Source organism: Flavobacteriales bacterium (assembly GCA_016704485.1).
Classification (GTDB): Bacteria; Bacteroidota; Bacteroidia; order Flavobacteriales_F; family PHOS-HE28; genus PHOS-HE28.
On the sequence record JADJAA010000001.1, the window covers coordinates 2,026,561 to 2,050,870 of the forward strand.

Below are 24,310 nucleotides of genomic sequence, written 5' to 3' on the forward strand. Positions count from 1 at the left end.
TACCGGAATAAGGATCTGACCACTAGTTCAGCCACATATTCCTTACCGCCGCTTTGTACTCAGGAATACGTTGCCTTTCAATTCGGTACTGCCAATTACGATGGTATAGAAATAGGTTCCATCAACACACGTTTCACCTGCTAAGCTGCGCCCATCCCATATTATGTTGTTCCCTGTATTCTGGAAAACGACCTGTCCCCAACGGTTGAATACTTCCATGGAAGTACACGCGCCAAGAATTGCGTCGGTATTGAAGGTGAACACATCGTTGACGCCATCACCATTCGGACTGAATACGTTCGGGATATCGAAGCTTACGTGATCGGAGAAGTTTCCCGGATCTATTGTTTGTGTAAGCATGCCATCGCAATTCACGCCATCGGAAACTGTGAGGGTCACATTGATGGATCCACCGTATGCGAACTGATGTTGCGGGTTCTGTTGCGTGCTGGTCGCGCCATCACCGAAATCCCAGAACCAGCTCGTTGCACCTGATGATGCATCCGTGAAGAAGGCACGCACACCGTCGCAATTCGGCTCCAGTGTAATGTCGAACTGGACGTTAAGACTACCTTGAATTGTTACCGTGACCGAACCCTGACTGGTACATGTATCGCTTTGCGCCGTTACTGTATAGATCGTTGTTCCGGTCGGTGAAGCTGTTGGGTTCAGCAAAGTGGCATCGTTCAGATCCGAAGCCGGATTCCAGAAGATCGCTACGCCAGGGATCGTCGTTGGGTTGCCTCCGAGGATAACAGGTTGACCATCACAAATGGTCTGGTCCGGACCGGGATCAAGCGGAGGGTCCGTGCTTACTTGAACATTCATAGCATCACTCGCAGTACAGCCGTTCCCATCCGTGATGGTCAGCGTGTAGGTCGTGGTGATCACTGGTGACGCTTGCGGTGTTGGGCTGGCAGGATCGTTCAAGTCTGTTGTTGGTGACCAGCTTGCATTCCCTGTTCCGCTTCCATTTAATTGAGCAGCAAAGCCCGGACAGAGATAGCGGTCATCTCCAGCGCTGACCGTTGGGATCGCATTCACGGAAACAAGGATGTCATCCGTATTCACGCAATTGTTTCCATCCGTTAGTGTTACGGTATAGAGGGTAGTTGCAGCAGGCGATGCAACAGGGTCGGCAATGTTGTCCGCATCCAATCCATCATTCGGTGTCCATTGGAATTGACCGGCGCCAGTTGCGTTCAATTGCACAGAACCACCAATACAGAGCCCACTATCCGGACCTGCATCCAATGTTGGTAGCGGGACAATGTTCACGACAACACTATCACTATTCACACATTGGTTCCCATCAGAGACCGTGACTATGAATGTTGTGGTCTGGGTAGGGTCAGCATCAGGATTTGATGAAGTCGCGTCGTTCAATTCTGCCGACGGTTCCCATGTGTATGTACTACCTGTTGGCCCGGTCGGTGAACCGCCGATAGTAACTGAAAGCCCGGTACAAGCGGTTGCATCCGGACCGGCATCGACCATAGGTAGCGCATTGACGGTTATCGTAATGTCACTACTTCCAATGCAACCAGCAGTATCCGTAACGGTCAAGGTGTACACGGTTGTTGTGGTCGGGAAGAACAACGGATCACCGATGGCTGGATCACTGATGTCGGTTGCAGGTGTCCATAAGTAGATGGCATTTCCGCTGTTCGAGAGTTGTGTTGTGTCACCGATGCAGATGGTGTCATCGCCGGATATGGAACTGTTCGGGGTTGTTGCCGTTATGGTGAGCTCAGCAAGTTGATCAGGACAGCCTACACCTCCCGGAACGGTAAATACCCAGACACCATCTTCATCAATAGCCGGGTCGAAATTGCTTCCGTGTGATACATTCGAAGGCGATGTCCATGTTCCAGTTGGATCCGGTGTACCTCCAAGTTGACTGGTCATGTCAAATGGTACGCCACTGGTGCAGGTAGAAAACGAAGCATCAGTTCCTGGGTCCGGTGCGGGGATCACATTGACAACAACCTGTGATTGATCATCCGTACATGGAGCAATTCCAGGTACGGTATATGTGAAGGTCTGTGAAGTACCTGTTGCGGGATCGAAGATGCCCGAGTTCGGCATACTGTTCCCATCGACCCATGAACCACCGGATTGCGGTGAACCTCCTAAAACGGTGAATAGGCTGATCTCTGGACTCGTATTGCATATGTTCAGGGTTGAATCGTCCCCAGCATTCGCATCCGGAATAACGATCACGCTAACGACCGCGGTGCTTGGCGTACACGGTGCTGGTGATTGCAATGTATAAGTATAGTCACCTTCGAGACTTGTACCGGGAACATAAGTGCCATCGCTGCTTGTATTATTCGGTCCGGTCCATATACCACCGGGGTCAGGCGTTCCACCAACGAGGTCGATCAATGTTATAGGCTGGCCGGATGTTCCACACAATGTGGTTGATCCATTCGTTCCAGCATTTGCAGGTACGCTTACACTTACAACAACCGTATCCGTGTTGGCACAAGCGATCGGGTCACTAAGCGTGAGCACATACGTCGTAGTAACCAACGGAGATGCAAACGGTGTAGGTGCATTCGGGTCGCTCAAGGTATTTGCAGGAGACCAGTTGTATGTACCTGGTCCTGTTGCTTGCAGTTGAATGGAATCGCCGGCACAAATTGAAAGATCAGGACCTGCATTCGCATTCGGAAGTACGTTCACCGTTACGGTGGTCTGATCCGTATTCACACATAGATTTCCACCGGTCACGGTCAACGTGTAGGTAACAGTTGCTTCTGGATTTGCGAATGGGTTACCGATGTCGGGATCGCTCAATCCGAAGATCGGTGTCCATTGTAATGTTCCACTTCCTGTTCCATTCAACTGCACTGTGCTACCTGCACATATCGTTGTGTCGGGTCCCGCATCAACGTTCGGTATGGCCAATGCATTGATCGTGATGACATCCGTACTGCTGCACGTACTACTATCGGTCACAGTAACCGTGTAGATCTGTGTTCCAGTAATGGTCGCAGTAGGATTCGCGCTGTTCGCATCACTCAACCCGCCTGCAGGACTCCATGTATACGTACTTCCGGAAGGCCCCGTAGGTGCTCCACCGATCACGATCATCTCATTCGTGCATGCACTCGTATCCGCTCCGGCATTAGCAACGGGCAACTGGTTCACTAATACTTGGATCGTATCCTGTGCAATACACGTTGCGCTATCGGTGAGTGTTACGATGTAATCCGTTGTGGCGATTGGAAACGCAAAAGGGTCGAGCACATTGGTCGCACTCAGTCCACCAGCAGGTGACCATACCACTGAACCTGTTCCTTGTGCTTGGATCTGCACACTGTCACCTACGCATACCGCAAGGTCAGTTCCAGCTGAAACAGATGGTACGGATACATTGACGCGGATCGTATCCTGATCCGTACAACCGCTGTTGCTTACTAAAACGATGTAATCCGTCGTTATAAGCGGAGTTGCTTCTGGATTTGCATTGGAACCACTGTTCAGTGTTGCACTCGGTGACCATGAGAAACTGGATCCTCCTGGCCCGGTCGGGCTACCGCCGATCGCAATACTGTCTCCATCACAGATCGTTATGTCAGCTCCAGCATTCGCCACAGGTAAGGCGGCAATGGATACGCTTGTGCTGATCTGGTCGCTCGTACATCCCAAACTGTTCGTTGCACTTACCAGAACGGAACCTGCTCCCGAAGGTCCCCAGTCCACAACGATGTCCGAGGTGCTTTGTCCGGAGACCAACGTGCCGCCGTTCACGACCCAATTGTATGTCGCACCGGAAATGTCATCCGTGCTATAAACGGATCCGGTTACACCACTACAGATCTGCAATGGTCCGTTGATCACTGTGGGTCCTACAAAAGGGACCACATTGACCTGGAACACTACATCAAGATTCTTCGGCGGACACCCATTGTCAACGACCGTAACGCTGAATAAATAAGGCTGGGATTGACCTTGTTCACATGCGGTAGCCCAACAGAATTGCGCAGCAGCGGTGCCAATAGCACTGGCTATGGGCGTTATTGTTGCAGGTGGGTTGAACTGAGTACCATCGAATATGGTGCCGCTTGCAGTAAGGAAAAGAGAATCTACATCGGTGTCTCCGAAATTCATATCGAAACACAACTGGTCGCCGGCGTCAACCGTATAGCTTAATGGCAACGTTCCAGAAACCGCTGGTGTTGTATTCGGTGCGCATGGAACAACTTGTAATTGCAGATCACGTCGCGTTCTTCCGATCAACTGACCGTTGCGGAATTCCTTGATCTCCACAGCGATCACATAGTTTCCTTGTATTGGTGATAAGTAACGCGTTAATCCGGTTGCTCCGTTGATGAACGAATAGCCTCCGGCACCGAATGGCTGTGCAATGCTGTATCCACCGCCATAGGTAACTTCAGGAATTGGCCATGGAAGTGTTCCAGGTGGGTTTTGAACACCACCAGCAATGCTTATGCTATTGTATGGTCTCTCAAATGAAAAGATCAACTGGTCTCCATCAGGGTCACTCGCACTATTGATGAACGTAGAGGTATCGGCGGTGCATAAGAAGGGGGTGGGAACACCAAAGAAAACGGGCGAACTGTTCTGCACCAACGTTGGTGGTATGTAAGCATAGTAACCAATTCCTGTTTGATTGGGGTTGTTCAGATTACTGATGTCCAGGTTTCTACAACACATCTGGAAATAGAGATGGTAACCGTTGAAATTCAAGGGTAGGTCCACCGTTCCTTGGAAATCACCGAGTAGCGTGCATAGGCCATCGCCCACATCACATCCGGGCGGAAAAGGCGGTACGATCTGGATGTCGCTGATCAATGCCAATTCCACGATCGCTTGCTGAACTTTATCTGAATTCGGGTTCTGTGGATCCTGTAAGTATACACCAACGGGTAACGTACCATTCTGCGAAGTGTTCAGTAGATCCTGGAATGTCTCGAAATTACTGTTGTCACCGCAGTTCATGTAGAACTGCATGTTGATCTGGTACCTGTAGATCTGACTGCCCGGTGCTGTTTCTCCAAGGTAGGTATACCCCAGATTCCCACCTACCAAGTGAGTGGCCACTACCTGCTGAGTTACTAGTGACAAGGTCAGTAAGATCAGTATTCGGTTCAGTATCTTCATGTAAATGTCAATTGATATACAGATCAATTCAGGATGATCATTCTACCCCAACGTGCTTCCGGTGTTTCAAGGCTAAGTATGTAACTACCTACAAGGAGATCTTCGGTGATCAACGTATGTGATGTGCTCCCGATCGCAACGCTTTCAGAGCGCAATTTTTCACCCAGAACATTGCTTAGCACAATGCGCCATCCGGAACCAGCTTCTTGGTTAAAACTCAAACTCAACACGTTATCCGCAGGTTGCGGCCAAACAGCACCCAGTGGACCGACACTCTCTTCAATGCCAACATAGGAACAGCTCCAGGTCAACAGGAATCCGGCATTGTTCTGAGGTCCACCGGCATTGCTAACTTGTTCAAGGGTAATGCTCGGTCCGGTGGAAGTGATCACACCGTTATTGGGTAATTGGATCAATCCGTTGCCGTTATATTGTCCGATCAATGGGCTTGTATTATCCGGACCATCGTAGATCGCTAAAAAGCGGTTCTGATTGTTGCCCCACGCAAACTGAGAAAAACTCAGAACAACCACATCGCCGGTAGTGGGCGCGATCGTGAAGGTGCCATCTCCGAAACTGGTATACGGTCCATTAGGCCCACCATCATCAGCAAGAACACCTTGGCATGCGTTACTCTCATCTGATTGGAACCCCGGGATCTCTAACGTATCGCATGACCAAGGCTCATTGAACGTGATATAGTTCGTGTTCGTTTGCATGTCCGATCCGTTCGCATTAGTGACCGTTAGCGAAACGGTGTAGTTGCCCGGGTTCATGTATTGATAGAGTGGGGAAGGTTCCATACTTGTTCCTCCATCTCCAAAGTCCCAGGTCCACGTTGTAGGTGCATTCAAACTGGCATCCGTGAATTGAACGAAACCAGTGCAGGTGCTTGTTGGTGAACCACTGAATTGAGCTGTTGGTGGGTTCTGGTTCGGAGAGATGATCACAGCGAAGTCCTCCACCTGTCCGTATAACGGAGATTCACATGCATCTGTGGTCTCTCCGACAACATCTGCCACCACACGAACACGTACCGCAGTGCCGAAAACAGTTGCGGTAGGGATGATCACCGTACCACTGGGATTGACTTGGTCCAATGCGCTCCATACGTGTTCCGTACCAGTGAAAACGCCATCATTGTTCAGGTCGATCCAAACGCGCACATCATGCGAGAGGGTGCCCCCGGTCATAGCACTGATGGGATACGCAGTGCCTTCAGTGACCGTGCCAACATTGCCGCATGAACGGTCCTGATACCCCTCTATTCCATCTCCGCTCGTGCTGGATATACCTGCAAAATTGAATGCCATCAGTCCAAACCCGCAGCAATAACTTTGGGTCGCTGGTGTACACGATGCTGCGGTCAATTGACCGGTCAGGTCCACGGTGATCAGGTCCGTGAAAACGATGAGATCGTCTCCATGGATATTGGTAACGCTCAACTGCACGGTGTATATTCCGCTGGTGGTGTATGTATGAAAAGGGTCTTGATCATTGCTGGATCCACCATCACCGAAACTCCAGGTCCAACTGCTCGGGACGTTCTGTGATGCATCCGTGAATTGCACATCTCCAGTGCAACTGAATTGCGGATCTGCAGTGAACGAAGCAATTGGAGCGGATACGTTCTCCTGCACCAACAATGCATAGTCCTCAGCTTGACCGTATTGTAGATCAAGACAAGGTTGCGGCAATGGACTGAAATCATAATCCGCCATTACGCGCACTCGCAACGGCGTATCGAGCGTCGCAAATGCTGGTACGGTCACAGAACCGGAAGCGGTGAACACGCTATTCTGTGAAAGGACAAGTTCAGTACTAATGAATGTGCCACTGTTGTCCCAGTCGATCCAAATCCGGACATTATGCGTCGCAGATGTTCCGGTGACCAACGCCAATTGCAACGTGGTACCTAAAAGAACCGTTTCGATCTGGCAGGTACGATCCGCATATCCTTCGATCGCGGCTCCAGCACTGGCGGTGGTCATACTGCCGATCGTAACACTGGTAAGACCGAACCCAGCGACAGTGCCCGTTGAGGCGGGTGTACATGCCGGAACCGGTACAGGTCCAGTAACATTGATCGTGATCGAAGCACCACTATAGGTATCTGTTCCGAATGCATTGGTGACCGTTAGTGTCGGCGTGAACGTGCCGTCGGTCACGTAAGTATGCTCCGGGTCCTGATCCGTTGAGGTAGTTCCATCTCCGAAATCCCATATCCAAGCTGTTGGCGCGAATGTGGTAAGGTCCGTGAATTGCACAATGCCATCACAGCTGAACACTGTATTCTGATCATAGTTGCCGATCGGTGGCGCTTCAGCAACGGTCCACTCGAATTGCATGTTCGGTCGCTGGTCATAGGTGATCAAGGTCCCGGTGGCCGCGGTACAAATGTTCGGGTTAGGAGTGCTCCGCGCCAACGTGCTCGTGAATGATGTGGTGCTTTGGTTGAATTGTGGGTTGAAGTTGCTCTGGCTATTGTAAAAACAGGTCTCAACTACAATATTCGAAGTGCCATCCCACGTGAAGTCGGATGTGAACGGATGCACGTTCCATCCGTTCTGGTCCACATAGTTCAAAGGGCCATATAGCGCAGTAGTTCCTGTGGTCCACGCAGCGGTCATTTGCGTGACCGTGGTCGCACCTATGCTTACAGTGAATCCTTCCAACTGGTTCGCTGCTTCCTGCGCAATGTCGAAAGCCACACTACTGATGTCACCAGCTGTCATTCCAGCAGCTTGTAGCTCGCTGGCCAGGATCAGCATTTGATGCCTCGCTCCGCGCTGAAAATTGCCATAGGGCGAAGGATACTCGTTGGAGAAATTAGTAACGGTTCCGGTTCCGATCGTGATCGTTTGTTGCGCTGAAGCTTCAAATGACGAGAACAAGATCGCAATGGCAGCTATGAATATGGTCCCTGCGCGGGCGGAAAAACGTTCCATAATTGTTGTGGGTATGGCGTCGAATATAACGCCTCAAAAGGATCGTTCCACACAACAGAACAAACTATTCGATCATCCCCAACACAGCATGGTCCATCATGGACATGCTTGAATTTCAAGAACGTACGAACAAATGCTACGGTAGAGGGTCCCTGTGCGTGGGTTGAATAGTATCAATTCAACTCAAGGACAGATCCAAGGTCGAACGGTCCTAACTATTCGCATAATCCGCCAAATACTTGAACGAGTTGGTCAGTTCACCATTATTAGCGATGGTGGCCCGTGCTATAAGATCGTTGGTATCTATTCCGGTCAAGCTAGGAATTACACGTTCTATCAGATCACGCCCAAAGGCTTCGGAAGCATCGCGGGGTAATTCAGCAGGTAAGTTGTCCACGGACATTACGGTTATCGTGCCTTCGCTGCCCGCAGGCTTTTCCTTTGCTGTTGTTGGATCGTAACCATAAAATGGATCAGCGATCGTAGTTGCACGCAATGTGCTGTCTATAGGGCCACCAATATCACAACTAATGTCTGCGATCACATCCAAACTGATACCGGGTTCGCGCAGATCCGCAGCCGTTAGGATCTTCGGAGCGCGTGCATCCCAATAATGGCAGGCAATGTACATGTGAGCGCGTTTCGCGTAAGGCAGGAATTTGGATCGGTGTCCGCTTGGGTCTGCGTGGAACGCTTCTCTGTCGAATGGTTTTCCATCCATACGCTCGAACATTCCAGAACTACCCAGAACGGTATAGACCGGACCTGGATGATCCGTCTTCATGAAGACATCATTATCAACGCGGGTAACTCCGGCGCGTTCCAGAACACCCATTGCGCCCTTTCCTACACGCCCCCCGCCTGTTAAGACCACACGCAGATCGGTTTGAAATGAAAAGGCACGTAACTGCGTCTCCAGTTCTTCCAGATCGTGGCATTCGTTGGCCGGTTTCATGGGCTTGCCACCGCGCGAAAATTGTCTGCCACGGAATGCGTTGTATGCACCTACTACGCCTGCCCAATAGCCAAAAGCAAGCACACGGTCGCCGTTCACATCCGTTAGAAGCTCGTGGTCGATCAATCGCACTTTTTTATCCAGAACGGCTTTTAGGAGCTTTGCGTTCGAGGGCTGTTTTTTAATGGTATGGCTAAAGAATTGGTGTGCTTTACCCGGAACCAGCATATCGATCGGAATTTCCTTGATGCCCAGGATCAGGTCGCGATCGGCCAGGTCATCTGCCATCGGGATCTCGAACGCCTCATATTCAGCATCCGTATAGGCACGAACGGGGCTGCGTTGTACGACCAGGTCCACGTCGGGAAAGCGCTGCATGACCTCTTTGCATTGCGCAGGGGTCAACGGTACGCGGCGATCCGCAGGTGTTTTACCTTCACGGATGACACCGATCTTTTTGTAAGCTGTTGGCATTTTCGGGCCGCAAACTTACCGCTTACGAAAGAGGTGGTCAATTGTAAAACTACACCTTTGCGAACCGGAGCGTACCAATGCTGACACCACTGCGATCTGTTACCACAAGCGTGTACGTCGAAGCCGGTAGGTCGGCTACATCGATCCGTTTTTCACGCAATGCGCCTCTGCTTAGCACTATCCCCAAGGGCGAAAGCATAAAGTATTGCGCATCTGTTGGAAGGTCACCGGTTATTATTAGCACATCCGTTACTAAGTTAGAAAGGGCTGCGATACACCTTGTGTGCGTTCCACTATGATCGGAATAACCAACCGTGAGCGAAACGCAATTACTACCTAAAAGGGTCTCCTCGTCAACCCGGATGCAACGGAATGTGGAAAGTGGCGCGCCAGAACTGCTGGCGAACAGACTCAAGAATTCATTACCGCAGCCGATCCCATTGGTGAAGTAAGTGGGAACGGGATATCCGGGTGCATTGAAATGGTGCACACGATGTGGCGTACCGAAATTGTCAAGGATCGTATCGATTGCCGAAACTGTGACCACATTGGTGTAGTAAGCACTTTGGACGCAACGCCACGTGGATGGCACCGTATCGCCGATCTCGATCGAGGGGTCGAAAAGGATCAACTCTGGATCGCTCGGTGTTGAACGAACATAGACCACACCTGTTAAATCCTGACGGAGGTAGCAATACAGGTCGCCATAACTCTCGCTGATGGATGTATTGCCCATTCCCAATGTGGTCACATACCGATGGTTCGATCGAATGACAGAATAGGTATTGCCATCGATCGCTTGGTCCTCGCCAGCATGGTAGAACTCCTGCAAACCCTGCAAATTGTTGTTACTCCGCTGATAGATCCAATTTATGTTTTCACCAACAGGAGGAAAAGGATCGATGACCTGTGCCCGAAGCATAGGGATGAGGGACATTGCAAACGTCACAATAAAAATGCGACCAGTGATTCTTGAGATGAACATGTTTGGTCAGTTGCGCCTCAATTGAATAAGGCTTACGAATATAGCCGTTTTCACTGTTATTCTGGAAAGGCCAATTTCGAGCAATATGAGGCAATCCGAAGAACGGGATAAACTTCTCTCCCTATTCTTTGAAACAAAGAACCCCGATCTGCCATGCGGTAAACCGGGGTCCGTCTCTGTGGATCTCGCATCATTGCGGGAGGAGGAGATCCCCGGTTTTCACCGAGGTAAACCTCGATCCATGTTCTTCTAGCGAAGAGCCGCCACCGAAAGATCGGTGGCGGCTCCGCCTCCTGTGGAGCCGGAGGGGATCGAACCCTCGTCCAAACGACCGCATAACAAGCTTTCTACATGTGTAGCCGACTTATTGGTTTTCGACCTTCAGCTGGGAAGCGGCACCCCACCGAAAGCTTAGATCCTTTGTCTTACCTGTACTACGGATCACCGCACAAGCCAGTCTTCCATAATGACACCCCGTGATCGGCAAGGAGGTTGACGGGCCTCACCGAGGGGTACTCGTTCGTGGTACTATGATTCGCACGAATTAAGCCGAATAGCCTTGGGCTATTAAGCTGCGAGAGCGTAGTCTGTGTTGCCTGTTACAGCGTTGAGGCACTGGGATACGGGCCGCACCTCACGCCCGACATGCTTACTCGAAATACAAAAGCCGCTGTCGAATCCAGATCGGCCCCATTGAAAGAACGTTTCGCAAAGATAATGCCGGAGAGGCCTACGGCCATAAAGTCAGTTTCCGATACTGTGGAACGATCCTACCTTTTGCGGAACGGTCGTAAGAGAATGAACGTGATCACCGTCCCAATGATGCCAGCAGTAACTGCTAAGACTACGCTACCGATCAAATACTGGATCAGGTGTTCTTGCACGCGACCTAGGGTGAGTTGCTGCGAGAATTCCATAGTGACAGCGTCGGTGCCCATGAACAGAGCGCCGACCATATAGCTTGCAAAAATGATCAGCGGGATCATGGGTGGTATGCTGATGTTGGCCGCTGTAATGAACAGGACGCGGTTCAACTTCATGAAGATTGCCGCCGGTATACCGATCAATAATTGAAACCCCCAAAGCGGTACAATACCCATGAAAAACCCGAAGCCCACAGATAGCGATTTCCGAATGGAGCTTTCTTCAGGACGATTGAATTCCTCTCTTAAAATCCGGACCAACCCACCTTTGAAGAACAACTGCTTCGGCCAGAACCAGAGCAACGCAACGGTAACCATCCACGTGTGCGTTACGCTTACGCGCGAAAAATCCTGGAACGGCTTGAAGTGCGATACACGTTCCGGAAAATCATAACGGACACTTACCGGAACGACTTTGAAGGGTGTGCCGCGCCAAGCCAGTTTTACAATGCTCTCGATCTCGTACCCAAAGCGATTGCTTATTGTCTTGAATTTACCCAATGCCTCGAGCGGCCAAGCTCTATAACCGGTCTGGGTGTCGGGCAAGGTGATACCGGTCTCGACCTTGAACCAGAAGTTGCTGAACTTGTTCCCGAATGAACTCTTGCCGGGTATTTCGCTCTGGCCCATGTCGCGTGCTCCCATGACCATGGCGGTCGGGTTCTCGCGGACCATGCTGGCCATTTTTGGAAGATCGGCGGGGTCATGCTGGCCATCGCTATCAATGGTTATGGCATATTTCCAACCCAGTTTACGTGCCTCAGAAAAACCCGTGCGCAATGCGTTTCCCTTGCCTTTGTTTGTAGGAAGGTTAACGATATTAATGTCCGGGAACTTGGCCAGGATCTCCTGCGTTCCATCCGTGGAGCCATCATTCACCACCAACACATTCGAACTTGCGTATTGCTGAACATGATGCAACACTCCTTCCAATGTTACCGCGTTGTTGTACGTAGGGATCAGCACGCCAATACCATCTCCAAGCGAGGTCGATCCCATTCGTGTACTATTCCGGAACCAATTCGGCGCTTAGTTTCAGCACACTTGCTTCGCCTGCGGTTGCATTGACCTCTGCCTTGATGCCATTCTCCAATGTTGTTAGAGTAGTGCGAAAAAGCAGCTCCGGTGAAATGCGAGGATCCACAGGTGTCAGGAATTTGATGGTGCGTGCATTCAGCATGCGCAACGGTTTTCCGTGCATTGCACTTGCAATTGTCAGTGCGATCTGCACCATACATACACCTGGCAATACCGGCTGGTCAGGAAAATGTCCTTCAAATATCGGATGTGTTGGATCGATCTCGACCCATACTTCGCTTTCGAGGCTACCCGTTGCCGGTGTGTCTTTCAGCGTGAAGAGTCCTTTTAGACCGGTCATAGTTTGAAGGTCGTAGCACCATGTGCCACACCGAATTTCGCATTGCTGAAACGCGTTAACGTGAATTCGCCACTGGGTTGTTCCATGCGGAGTTCGCGCAAGATATGGGTAGTGGTATCGAACAAAAGGGTCACTTGCTTCAGTCGTTTCGCCATGCGCGGATCGGTCGGGAGTAGCTCAACAAGCAGTCCTTCTTTTGTTGTGAAGAACGTTGCTACCATGCTTTTACCATCGAGCAACTCGCCTGAAACGATCCCTTCGATCAAATTGGTTATTGCGCTGAATGCTTGTCGATCCGCCGCTGTAACGTCGTCCTCTTTTCCGGCTTTACTGATCATAACGGTCTTACCATCAACAACGGCAACGCTTGGTTCCGGGGTATCAACCTGCCAGCGTAATTGACCCGGTTTCTTGAACCGGATGATACCCGTGGAGACCACTGGCGTTGCTAACATTTTCAAGTGTTTCTCTTGAACGAAATCTGCTTTAAGACTGGTGGTCGTTCTTGAATGCTCCAACAACGCTTGAACGGTTGCATCGCTTCGATCGATCGGGATACGGTCCTGCGCTTGTGCAGAGAAACCACACAACAACCCGAAAGATGCAATAACGGTGAATAACACGTTCCTCATTCAACGTATACTTACAAGCTGCGTACCACTTTCCTTTGCCTTGTTGATCAGTGCTTTGGTCAATGCCAATGCAACCGGTTCCGGGTCGTGCATCAGAATGATGGTGGCACCTTTCATTTTTCTCACGGTCTTCTCGATCAGCGCCTTCTCATCGTTAGCCGAGGTATCAAAGGTGCGAAGATCCCACGCAACTGGTCGCAAGCCACTTTTATTGATCGCATAGGCGGTGTTCGGGCTGGTTACACCGAAGGGCGGGCGGAATAATTTCGGTTTAACGCCGGTGATGGTTTCAATGGTTTGCGCACATTCCTCGATCTCTCTCAATGCTTTTTTCTTACTCGAAAATCCCCAGCTCCAATGGTGGTTCTGGGTGTGTACGCCGATCGTGTGGCCTTCTGAAACAATGCGTTCTGCAATTTCTGGTGATGCGGCTACGCGTTTGCCAATACAGAAGAATGTGGCTTTGACGCCTTCGGTTCTCAATAGGTCCAGGATGGCTTCGGTGTGCTGCGGAACTGGGCCGTCATCATACGTCAATGCCATGGTTCCGGTTGCTCCGTGGAGTTGCATGGGAATGAAGAACCCGGCCTTGGGCGCAGCACTTCCGTGTGCCAATAAACCAAGATGACATACGATGGTGAATACCGGGGCCCACTCGCAGCAATAGGCGTATTGCCAACACGCTAATGCTATCACATGCACCACGACCAACGGCCAGAACGTGGAACGATGGGTCAGCATGGTTCCACCACTAGTGCGCCGATCCGGTCATCGAAAATGTCAAGGATCATACACGGTCCGGTGATCTTCTTAGTTGCGATATTCTCGATCGATAGGGCCAATGCTTGTGCAGTTTGTGCGCCGTGGTGACCAGTTTCCAGGTCATAACGTTCAGCTTTTGCGTTTGCAGGGAAAGCAGGCAACTCCGCATTGGCCGGGTAGGCCGACCAATAGATGTGTTCTGCTTTGGATGCAGTAATGATGTTGTTCCAATGCTCTGTATCGCTTACAGCGCCTTGCTCGTTCAATGTGATCTTGGCTCTGTCGTTGGCCTTTGGTTCAATTCCAACTACGAAGCATGCGTAGCCCGCACCTAACTTAAGGTTGTCTGCTGGATGCAACGCGTTAAGTAGACTAGCGGAAAGCTCTGTCTCCTCATCCGTAGCGAATACTAGTAACGTGCTTTTCGGTTCCTCTTCGCAGTGCAATAAGGCATTCAGTAACGCCGAGTGGAATCCGAATAGTTCTTGCGAGTGGGTGATGTTGGGTCCATGGATCTTCAGCAACAGCGCCAACTGACCAGCAATCGTGTTATGCGTACTTCGCATGAAGGGTAGAGGAGAACGTAGCGAAGTGGATGGACCTGTGATCTCTTCCAGGAACTTCTCCGTGTCTTCCAAACATCCCAATGCAGTACTCGCGTAAATGCCATCAATGGTCGGTTGACCGATGCTGTTCAAATGCTGAAGGATGTATTCGATCGATCCGCGTTGGAGCTTCGCCATGCGACGTGCTGCACCTGCGGGAATTACCAGTGGTGGTACAGGTTCTGTGTTGGTATGGTGGCCACGGATGTACATTTTATTTTTAGTGGCAAGGAAGCGTATATGATTTCACTAATTTCATTTGTCCGTTCATATTCGCCAAGAAATAGGTTGAGTAATCCTCAGGATAAGGATAATTTTTACCCTCAAAGGTGAATTTTTCAATGTTGTCTGTTAATGTCAGTTTACCTGGTAGACTTTCTGTTGTCAAGAAAAGCATGTCATCAATAACAAAGAAACCGCTGTAATCATAGCCTCCACCATCACTTGCCATTGTAAGGTAATAGACGTTATGCTTCCACTTGAATAATATCCAGTGAAGGTCGTCTAAACTCGAGTTAGAGCACAATTTCTCAGTCCTAACAATCGAATCAAGGAGTGAATAGAATGAGCTGTCTGTAACTTTGAATTCATTGAGTGCAAGTTTTACGTCATGTGTTCCTTTCCATTCTTTGGCCTCATCAATTAACTTTTTGTTGGCAGTTTTGGTTTGTATTGACTCAAGTGTATCAATTTCGGTCACACTTATCGAGTCATATGGTATTGTCGCTCTGGTTTGAATAGTATCCACTAATTCCAGTTGGACATCCTTTATTGAATTGTGTACGTCTGAATTGATGCAAGCACTGATCAGTAAAGGTAAAATGCAAAGCTTAAATTGAAGGGTTTTCATCAACGCGATTACTCTGCTGATGAAAGTAGGATCGATGTGTCGTTACCGCCGAATCCCAAAGAATTGGATAACACGTTCTTTACTTGTCTGCGTATGCTTTTTGATACGGGCATCGCGCTACGACCTTCGATCGGCGCGGTTGTGGAATAGCCGACCGGGATAATTCCTTCGCGCATGCTGATGATTGCGATCACCGCCTCCAACGCTCCGGCTGCAGCTAAGGTGTGGCCGGTTAATGCTTTGGTGGTCGTGAAATCCGGAACACTCCCGAAGAGCCTTTCCATAGCAGCCAGCTCGGTGCTGTCGTTGTTCTCAGTGCCAGTGCCGTGTGCATTGATGTGGTCGATATCGTTTGGTTTCAGCCCTGCTTTTTCGATGCAATCCTTCATTGCCAAATACGGACCATGACCATCCGGAGATGTTGCTGTTTGGTGGTATGCATCGTTCCTGTTCGAACCGCCAAGGAAATACGCGAGAATTTCGATCTTGTCGGTTACGTCCTCTTCACGCTGCATTACTAAATAAGCTGCTCCTTCACCAAGGTTCATGCCGTTGCGCTCGTTGCTGAAGGGTTTGGTAACCCCCGTGGTATCCATCGCACTCAATGCCATGAATCCTTCGATCGTGAATTTGCAGAGTGCATCTGAACCGCCAACCAGAACACGGTCCGCGCGACCCGTTCTAAGCAGCTGACCACCTAGGATCATGGCATTCGCGGATGAACTGCATGCAGTACTGATCGTTGTGCGCATGGCCTTGGATCCAATGGCCTGTGCGATGTATGCGGTGTGCGATCCAACAGGATGTTCTACTGCATCAGCGATCATGTCCAAGTTACCGGAATTCCATTTGCTGAAATGCTGTTCGGAGAGATCCATTCCACCAACGGTACTCGCGCTGATCACCACCGTCCGTTCTTCGCTCGTACTATTTCCGATCGCGCTGAAAGCCGCAACCAGACCAAGCAATGCTGTACGAGAACGCGGAAGGTCCTTCACTTTATCGCGTAGCAAAGCGGCCAATTCCTTGTTGGTCAATTGTACTTCGCCCAAAAAAAGATCGGGGAATCCGAGATCCAGTTTCTGTAACGGACGAATGCCGCGTTTACCGCTGATCAAGGCATCCGAAATGGCGGAAACGTCGTTGCCTAGGGAGCAGATCGCACCCATGCCTGTGATCGCTATCCGCCCTTGTTTCACCGGTTGGCTTCGATGTGCGCAGCCATACTTGCAACGCTTTGGAATACGTCACGACCTTGTTTGGGATCGGCAATGCGTACGCCGTAATGTTTGTCCATTAGCACGATCAATTCCAACACATCGATGCTATCCAGGCCCAACCCTTCGTCGAATAGCGGCATGTCGTCCGCAATGCTTTCTACAGTGCGCCCCTCCAGGTTGAGGTGTTGTATGATCTGCGCCTTCAATTCTTGGCGTAATTCGGTCGATTTCTCAGTGGTCATTGAAGATCTTTTCTAATTCCGCCGAGTTCCGATCGGCCAATGTTCGTTCTGTTACCACCATAAAGGTAGCCGTTGCTTGGTCCGCGAAGATATCGGACCAGCCGCAAACTATCGCGTCCATACCGTGATCGTGCAGAAGTATTACACACGCTTCCCGCATTTGCGAGAGATCCGGGGCATTGTTCAGTAAACAAAGTCCGCTGCCATATAGCCCATGCTGTATGCTGAATTCGCCCATCGCGATGTTCGGCAGGGTGTATACGAATTGGCCGGGACTAGCGTGGTTGTCCGCATCCAGTTGTGCCTGGTATTTCGAATCCGTATCCATGGAACCGTGTTTGCCCATGATCACCATGCCGATGGTTTCTTTTGAATGCCCTGCTAAAGCACCGCCTTCAATGAAGAAGGAGGATCCACAGATCGCCACTAATTTCGAAGACCGATCCATACGTGGAAAACGGGGCAATTCAATTCCCAAAGCCGACCACGCGTTGTTCAGGTCGGTATCCGGGCTACTTGTCGGTTCTGCAAGCAATTTGCCATTTACGGTGAAATGGCCATTGCGATAGCTCGTATGTGCAAGGTCCTTCATTGCCTTTTTGCGCGGAGAAGTACAGCAGCGTTGCATCCACCGAAACCGCTGGAGGTCTTCAATAGCAGATCGCCTTCGACATTCATTTCCTTGGCCAACACGTTCACTTTGCTGGGTACACCGAGTTCGGTGAGGCCTTCATTCCGTAAAACCAGACCTGTGTTCAATGCGTGCAAGGCAAGCAGACTTTCCAATACGCCAGCCGCACCCAACGTGTGGCCGAACCAACCTTTATAACCGCTCAAGGGTACTTCGGATAATCCGCTACGTTCAAAAGCAATGGATTCCATGGCGTCGTTGTAGTCCGTTCCTGTTCCGTGTGCGTTGACCGCGTGGATTTCCGTTGCGCTCAAATTCGCCTTTTTCATGGCGCATTGGATCGCACGTACCAAGCCTTCACCCGTGCGCGACGGACCCGATATATGATTGGCATCGTGCGCTATGCCACCACTGACGAAGGTGCCGATCGGGTTCTTTGAGGATCGATGCGTCCTTGGTGAGAACGACCGCTGCGCAAACTTCGCCGAGCGAGGTGCCTTTTCGTTTCGCATCGAAGGGTAGGCAAGGATCTTCGCTAACCGCGTGCAATGCTTGGAAGCCTCGGAGTACAAAGCGCGATAGTACGTCAACACCGATCACAACGGCATGATCCACGAAGCCGCGTTCGATGGCAGCACCGGCCATTGCGATCGCCGATGTGCCGCTTGCACAGGCGTTGGAGATCACCCAAGGACGATCCGTGAAGCCATAGGTTTTCTGCACGTGGTCAGCGATCACGGACAACGCAGCGCCGTTCGCATTTCCATTCTCCAATGCGGCGATGTCACCTTTCGTTGTTGCGATGTAACAGCCCCATCTGTCCGTGAACTTCGGGTTGCCGAGTTCTTGTACCAATGGTTGCATGCACCGATCGATCAGCCGCTGGATGCGCCGTGGTCCTTGTGGTAGAAGCTCTTTGGGGATGATGCCCAGAACGGCTGGTGTATCGAAGGCGGTGCTTGTTCGTTGCAGTGCCGTGGCACCGTTCAGCATGCGTTCCACGGATGCTGCAAGTCCTTCACCGAGGGGCGAAAGAACGTGTGCTGCTCCGAGGGTTACTGTCATGTTCACGGGAATTTCTTCGACTTCCAGGCGCTGTAGAATTCCGGTAGTTCAAGCATCAATTTACGATCCTTGTCCAAGAATACCTGGATGGTCTTTGCCGTGGCGACGATCTGATCGTTGGCCTTGTTCCGCAGTTCGTAGTGCAGGATGATCTTCGCGGCAGGGCTGGGTTCCATCCACGTTCTTATCGTTACAGTATCGCCGTAAACCAACGGTGATTTGTGATCGATCACACTTTGAACGATGGGTGTGAAGTAGCCTTGTTCGTACATCCAAATAGCATCGAGGTCATGGTGTTTGCCGAATGCTTCACGCCCCAATTCCATGAACCGGAAATAGTTGCCGTGCCATACAATGGCCATCGGATCAAGGTCTCCGAAAGAGATCGCGCATTCTGTGATACTATCCATTGACAGCATTGGGATCCATAATGAATACTTTCAATTCCAATTGGGCGATCGATCTGCCTTCACATTGCACGCTTGCCTCCAACACACGCGCATTCATGACTTCGTGTTTCACGACCACGGTGGTTTCCAATCGCTTGCCTACCGCGGCTTTTCCGGTGAAGACGATCCGTGTTAACGCGCCAATGAAACCCAGTGGTGGCGGTTCGTTCCGCTCTTTGGCCGTGTAGCCCATGCCTAGAGCTGCGGTTTGTGCTGCATTCTCCATCAACCCGGCTTGTAGTAATACGCCGTTATGCACCAACACGTGATCAGCCGGTATGGTGAACGCCGAGTTGAACGTGTCGTTCGTGGCACTTACCAAGGTGTCGATCAGCACGAATGGTGGCTTTTGTGGGATCAACGCAACAGCGTCGCTACCTGTCGCTAGTGGGGTCTGCATGTTGCCAAAAGTCATAATAATTGAACCATTGTAGTGGATACTTTTTCACGATGGCCTCGAATTCTTGAACATAGCGCTTGAAAATTTCGTCGCGCGATGTGCCTGGTGGGATCTGATCGGAGCCGAAGAACGAATACTTCATAGGCCCCGTGCGAATGACGAACGGGATACAAACTGGAACCTTGTGTGCTGCGGCCAACGCAAATGGACCTGCCGGAAATTCAGCTGGTGCCCCTAGGAAGTCCGCAGTGTAAACCCGTGATCCCGGTAGATTGCGATCACCGTGCATGCAGAGTACTTCGCCATCCATCAAGGCATTGTTCATCTTGAAAACGTGCGACATGTCCTTGCTCAATGGGATCATGTTAAAGCTCGCCGGTGAGAGCTCGTTCTCCATAACGGCTTTTATGCGTTCGTCCTCCGCAGTAAGGAGTACTATGTTCACTTTTCCCGGATGACCCTTGAGAAAATGACTTGCGAATTCCCAGTTTCCAACGTGCGCGCTCAGAAGCAATCCGCCTTTGTGCGCCCCGATCAAATCTGCTACACCTTGGCCATTCACCTTTTCCCACGTGTAGCGTGCTTCCAGACCGGCTTGAACTGCTACTTTATCGATGATGTTGCGGCCCATCGCCATGTATGACCTGAAATAGTTGAGGCCCTTGATCCCCGGTACGATAGCGCGAAGTCTAGCGAAATAGACACCCAAGGCTTTGTTGCTTTTCCACGATGTAAGCACGTACCATGGCACGACGAATCCAAGGACCAAATAGGCCGCTCGAACGCCGAGATTTCGAATAACGAAGATAAAGATCCGGTAGCCTAAAGGAAAACCTTTGCTTTTACCGGACCATTTGGGAGTTTTTTCACTCACGCTTTCGCCGCTAATTCCTCCTCAATGTGATCGTAGAAATCGGAAAAAGTGACGAGCTTCATGAACTGTTCACCTTTCATTTTCATCCCGAAATTCTGTTCGATGACCACTACGAGATCCACATAATCCAAGCTATCCAATGCCAAAGTTTCTTTCATCGGTGCCTCAGGCGTAATGGTGCTTGGGTCCACTTCGAATTCTTCGCTAAGGAATTTAATTGTAGTGGCTTCGATGTCTTGTCGTGTAAGGCTCATAAGGTCAATCCGAGTAGCGTTCTATGATCAATGTGGAGTTCGTTCCGCCGAAGCCGAACGAGTTGGTCAGGAATCTATTGAATTGCTTTTCCAGGGTAGTTGTTACCAAATTCAGCTTGGCACTATCCTCGTCAGGCGTGTGCAAGTTAATATTAGGAGCAATAAATCCACCTAAAAGCATCAACATGGAGTAGACCACCTCACTCGCACCGGCCATCCAACATTCATGACCGGTCATGCTTTTGGTGCTACTGACGAACGGTCTCGTAGCTCCGAAAACGGCATCCAAGGCTTGCGCCTCAATACGATCGCCAACGGGTGTACTTGTTGCGTGTGCATTGACGTAATCGATGTCTGCTGGTGATAGATCAGCCATTTTCAACGCCATGTTCAATGCCCTGACCTGACCATCCAGATCGGGATCCGAAATGTGCCCGCCGTTACTGCTGAAACCATAGGCTTTTATTTCTCCTAGGATAGTTGCACCGCGTGCTTTGGCTGAACTTAAACTCTCGATGACCAATGCTGCGGCTCCGCCACTCGGGATAAGGCCATCGCGACCTGCATCAAAAGGACTCGAAGCCTTGGTCGGTTCACTTTCTTTTATGCTGAACGCTGATATGCCATCGAAGCTTCCGAAGGTGTACTTGTTCACTTCCTGGGCTCCACCGCAGATAACCATGTGTTGGAGGCCTTGCTTAATGAGCAAGTAGCCAATACCAATGGAGTGTGATCCACTGGCACATGCTCCACTGAGCGTGAAGTTGATCCCTCGAAGCTTCAGGATGGTTGCCAAATTCATGGTGACCGTACTGTTCATGCCTTGAAAAACAGATCCGGACCCAACGAATGCAGTGTCTTTTTTCTCGCGAATGGTATCCACGGATTCGATCACTGCCAAGGCACTGCTATCGTTACCGAAAATGATGCCTACTTCATTCGCTTCACAATACGGAATATCGATCCCCGCTTGTTTCATTGCTTGCTCAGTGGCTTCGTAAGCATAGTTGGCCTGCTCGGCCATGCCGATCCTTTGCCTGCGATTCAAACGGCTTTTCAGATCTGGTGTTGGTACTGTTCCGGTCAGCGCGCTGCGATATCCAAGTTCCTTGCGCTCTTCGGAGAAAATAATTCCTGACTTTCCAGCACGCAATGATGCCTCCACTTCGGCCAACGTGGTGCCCAAACAACTCCAAAGCCCCATACCTGTTATGACAACGCGCTCTTCCATTCTTTAATTCTACGAGTGCATTCCTCCGTTTACGTGGATCACTTCACCCGTGATATATGCCGCTTCAGCAGACGCCAAAAAGCCAACAATGCTAGCAACTTCCTCTGGTTTTCCGAAACGCCCCATCGGTACCAATTGTTTCAGTTGTGCTTCGTCCAGATCCTTGGTCATATCACTGGTAATGAACCCTGGAGCTACCGCATTCACGGTAATGTTCCGTTTGGCAATTTCTTGCGCCAATGAGCGCGTTGCGCCAATGATGCCTGCCTTTGCTGCGCTGTAATTGGTCTGGCCTGGTACTCCCTTGGTTCCGCTTAAGGAGACCACATTGATGATGCGGCCATAGCGCTGTCGCACAAGACCTTGCAGAACAGCTGTGGTTACATTGAAGAATCCGTTCAAGTGCGTGTTGATCACTTCGTGCCAATCGGCTGGCTCCATAAAGACAAGAAGGTTGTCCCGTGTAATACCGGCATTATTGATCAATACTTCCAGCCTCGCCTCTGGATGGGCCGATCGCCACGCATCCACACCGGACTTGACCGCCTCTGGATCTTTTACATCGAAGGGAGCAAGGAATACATCAACGCCCATCTCCTTCAGCTCTACAGCAGCGGCTTCAGCAGCTTCTTGGTTACTCGCGTAGTTCAGCACGATGCTGAGACCATGCTTGCGCGCCAACTCGAGTGCAATTGCACGACCAATGCCACGGGATCCACCCGTGACCAATGCCCATTTTGCTGTTTTTACTTCTGCCATGCTGGGATGGGTCGGAAGATCGCTCGTTCAACGGCTTCTATGCACATTGATGGAGCACTTTTGGATGTGATGGCATCGCTGGCTTTGCGCACCTTATTGTAGAAATCAACACTCGGTCCAGAGAGCTTTTTCATCTCACCGCTGATGTCCACGGCCTGTGCGACCGCCAAGGCCTGAATGGCCATTACGCGATCCGTATTATTGAGCACGCGTGTCGTTGCATTGGCAGCATTCGTACCCATGCTCACAATGTCCTGGTTGTCGTTGTTGTTAGGGATACTATGCACGTACAACGATGTTGAAAGTGCCTGGTTCTCTGCCGTGGTGCTGGTCGCAGTGAATTGCATGCCCTGCATTCCGAGTGTGATGCCAGGCCGTTCCATATTGAGGAATGCCGGGAAACGTTGGTTCACCTTATCGTTCATCAGGAAATTGAGCTGACGTTCGCTCAACATGCACATTTTTACTACGGCCAATCGTAGTTTATCCATTTCCAAAGCAACTTGATCACCGTGGAAGTTACCGCCATGGTAAACGCCGCTTTCAGGGTCGGTCAGCGGATTATCATCCACAGAATGCAATTCGTTCAACAATACTTTCTCGGCATTGCGAATGGTATCCAGAATTGGTCCTAGGATCTGCGGAATGCAGCGGATGCTGTAATGTTCTTGAACGATCTCGGTGAAGACGCCTTCTGTATTCACCTCTTCCTTGCCCGCATAATGATGGCTGCTGCGATCGCGTGTCAATTCGGACCCTTCGATATGAGCGCGCATGCGTTGGGCTACCTCCTGCTGACCAAGGTGGAATTTGGCACCATTCAATTTGGCACTCAAATGATCATCCCATGAATTCAGGATCTCCGTCATCACGGATCCCATGGCAATAGCGTTATCCAGCAAACGATAAGCGTGGTGAATGTTGAGCAACCCGATCCCTGTCATACAGGCGGTGCCGTTCAATATGGCAAGTCCGTCGCGAAGGCCCAATTCAACCGGCTTCAATCCAGCTTTCTTCAGGATATTTGCCATGGTATCCTTTTGGTCTTTGTAGGTTCCGAAACCTTCGCCGATAAGGCCCAAACCCAAGTGTGCTTGTTGCACAAGATCACCACTGGCTCCAACACCGCCTAATTCAGGTACACGTGGACAAATACCAAGGTTCAAATAATTCGTTAACCCTTCGAGAACACCATGTGTAACGGCAGACCCACCTTTCAAGAAAGTGACGGCACGTACCAATAACATGGCCCGAACAGCTTCATCCGGAAGGTCTGCACCTGCACCGGAAGAGTGGCTGCGAACCAGATTATACTGCAACGAAGACCGATCGGCCTCTGGAATGGCCCGCTGTGCCATGGGGCCGAACCCCGTGTTAATGCCGTAGATGACCTTGCCTTCCGCATATTTCTTCAAATATGCATGCGATTTATCCGCAACGCCCAGCTCAGCCTTGCTAGGCTTGAAGGATGCGTTCTTCAACACAATGTCGATAAAACCGTTCAGATCCATTCTTTCCACTGCCATTGTCGTTTTGTGGT

22 protein-coding genes and 1 other RNA gene are annotated in these 24,310 nt (G+C 50.5%); all 23 read right to left on the reverse strand.

Annotation, left to right across the window (positions count from 1 at the left end; translation table 11 throughout):
* Positions 1-42: 42 nt before the first annotated feature.
* A complete protein-coding gene (locus IPF95_08635) occupies positions 43-5,133 on the reverse strand; it encodes a gliding motility-associated C-terminal domain-containing protein (GenBank protein ID MBK6474766.1) in 5,091 nt (1,696 codons plus the stop codon).
* 23 nt (positions 5,134-5,156) lie between these two features.
* On the reverse strand, positions 5,157-8,081 hold the full coding sequence (locus tag IPF95_08640) for a PKD domain-containing protein (GenBank protein ID MBK6474767.1): 2,925 nt from the start codon (positions 8,079-8,081) through the stop codon (positions 5,157-5,159).
* Positions 8,082-8,292: 211 nt separating this feature from the next.
* Complete coding sequence (locus IPF95_08645) at positions 8,293-9,510, reverse strand: alanine dehydrogenase (protein ID MBK6474768.1); 1,218 nt, start codon at positions 9,508-9,510, stop codon at positions 8,293-8,295.
* Between the two features lie 49 nt (positions 9,511-9,559).
* Positions 9,560-10,447: a hypothetical protein gene (locus IPF95_08650; protein MBK6474769.1), complete on the reverse strand. Its 888-nt coding sequence runs from the start codon at positions 10,445-10,447 to the stop codon at positions 9,560-9,562.
* 341 nt (positions 10,448-10,788) lie between these two features.
* Positions 10,789-11,187: a transfer-messenger RNA gene (ssrA, locus tag IPF95_08655) on the reverse strand.
* Positions 11,188-11,265: 78 nt separating this feature from the next.
* Positions 11,266-12,417 (reverse strand): DUF2062 domain-containing protein, encoded by a 1,152-nt coding sequence (locus IPF95_08660; GenBank protein ID MBK6474770.1) that lies wholly within the window; start codon positions 12,415-12,417, stop codon positions 11,266-11,268.
* 7 nt (positions 12,418-12,424) lie between these two features.
* On the reverse strand, positions 12,425-12,796 hold the full coding sequence (locus IPF95_08665; GenBank protein MBK6474771.1) for a hypothetical protein: 372 nt from the start codon (positions 12,794-12,796) through the stop codon (positions 12,425-12,427).
* Entirely contained in the window at positions 12,793-13,428 is a 636-nt protein-coding gene (locus IPF95_08670) for an outer membrane lipoprotein carrier protein LolA (protein MBK6474772.1), read from the reverse strand. Before IPF95_08670 ends, IPF95_08665 begins: the two co-directional genes overlap by 4 nt.
* Complete coding sequence (locus IPF95_08675; protein ID MBK6474773.1) at positions 13,429-14,169, reverse strand: polysaccharide deacetylase family protein; 741 nt, start codon at positions 14,167-14,169, stop codon at positions 13,429-13,431.
* Positions 14,163-15,008, reverse strand: a complete 846-nt coding sequence (locus IPF95_08680; protein ID MBK6474774.1) for a beta-ketoacyl synthase chain length factor — start codon at positions 15,006-15,008, stop codon at positions 14,163-14,165. The genes IPF95_08675 and IPF95_08680 overlap by 7 nt, the downstream gene beginning before the upstream one ends.
* Positions 15,009-15,015: 7 nt before the next feature.
* A complete protein-coding gene (locus tag IPF95_08685) occupies positions 15,016-15,645 on the reverse strand; it encodes a hypothetical protein (GenBank protein ID MBK6474775.1) in 630 nt (209 codons plus the stop codon).
* Positions 15,646-15,653: 8 nt separating this feature from the next.
* Positions 15,654-16,844, reverse strand: coding sequence for a beta-ketoacyl-[acyl-carrier-protein] synthase family protein (locus tag IPF95_08690; protein MBK6474776.1), 1,191 nt, complete (start codon positions 16,842-16,844; stop codon positions 15,654-15,656).
* Positions 16,841-17,107 (reverse strand): acyl carrier protein, encoded by a 267-nt coding sequence (locus IPF95_08695; GenBank protein ID MBK6474777.1) that lies wholly within the window; start codon positions 17,105-17,107, stop codon positions 16,841-16,843. Before IPF95_08695 ends, IPF95_08690 begins: the two co-directional genes overlap by 4 nt.
* Positions 17,097-17,699 (reverse strand): hypothetical protein, encoded by a 603-nt coding sequence (locus IPF95_08700; GenBank protein ID MBK6474778.1) that lies wholly within the window; start codon positions 17,697-17,699, stop codon positions 17,097-17,099. Before IPF95_08700 ends, IPF95_08695 begins: the two co-directional genes overlap by 11 nt.
* Positions 17,696-18,067: a hypothetical protein gene (locus IPF95_08705; protein ID MBK6474779.1), complete on the reverse strand. Its 372-nt coding sequence runs from the start codon at positions 18,065-18,067 to the stop codon at positions 17,696-17,698. The genes IPF95_08700 and IPF95_08705 overlap by 4 nt, the downstream gene beginning before the upstream one ends.
* Positions 18,068-18,095: 28 nt before the next feature.
* Complete coding sequence (locus IPF95_08710; protein ID MBK6474780.1) at positions 18,096-18,803, reverse strand: hypothetical protein; 708 nt, start codon at positions 18,801-18,803, stop codon at positions 18,096-18,098.
* A 2-nt stretch (positions 18,804-18,805) separates the two neighbouring features.
* Positions 18,806-19,213 (reverse strand): acyl-CoA thioesterase, encoded by a 408-nt coding sequence (locus IPF95_08715; GenBank protein MBK6474781.1) that lies wholly within the window; start codon positions 19,211-19,213, stop codon positions 18,806-18,808.
* Positions 19,206-19,652, reverse strand: a complete 447-nt coding sequence (locus tag IPF95_08720) for a pseudouridylate synthase (GenBank protein ID MBK6474782.1) — start codon at positions 19,650-19,652, stop codon at positions 19,206-19,208. Before IPF95_08720 ends, IPF95_08715 begins: the two co-directional genes overlap by 8 nt.
* Entirely contained in the window at positions 19,627-20,526 is a 900-nt protein-coding gene (locus tag IPF95_08725) for a lipid A biosynthesis acyltransferase (GenBank protein ID MBK6474783.1), read from the reverse strand. Before IPF95_08725 ends, IPF95_08720 begins: the two co-directional genes overlap by 26 nt.
* The gene (locus IPF95_08730) at positions 20,523-20,780 is read right to left on the reverse strand and encodes an acyl carrier protein (GenBank protein MBK6474784.1); all 258 of its coding nucleotides are present in this window, start codon (positions 20,778-20,780) and stop codon (positions 20,523-20,525) included. The genes IPF95_08725 and IPF95_08730 overlap by 4 nt, the downstream gene beginning before the upstream one ends.
* Before the next feature lie 4 nt (positions 20,781-20,784).
* On the reverse strand, positions 20,785-22,011 hold the full coding sequence (locus IPF95_08735; GenBank protein MBK6474785.1) for a beta-ketoacyl-[acyl-carrier-protein] synthase family protein: 1,227 nt from the start codon (positions 22,009-22,011) through the stop codon (positions 20,785-20,787).
* Between the two features lie 9 nt (positions 22,012-22,020).
* Positions 22,021-22,770 (reverse strand): 3-oxoacyl-ACP reductase FabG, encoded by a 750-nt coding sequence (gene fabG / locus IPF95_08740; protein MBK6474786.1) that lies wholly within the window; start codon positions 22,768-22,770, stop codon positions 22,021-22,023.
* Complete coding sequence (locus IPF95_08745; GenBank protein MBK6474787.1) at positions 22,758-24,296, reverse strand: aromatic amino acid lyase; 1,539 nt, start codon at positions 24,294-24,296, stop codon at positions 22,758-22,760. Before IPF95_08745 ends, fabG begins: the two co-directional genes overlap by 13 nt.
* Positions 24,297-24,310: the final 14 nt, after the last annotated feature.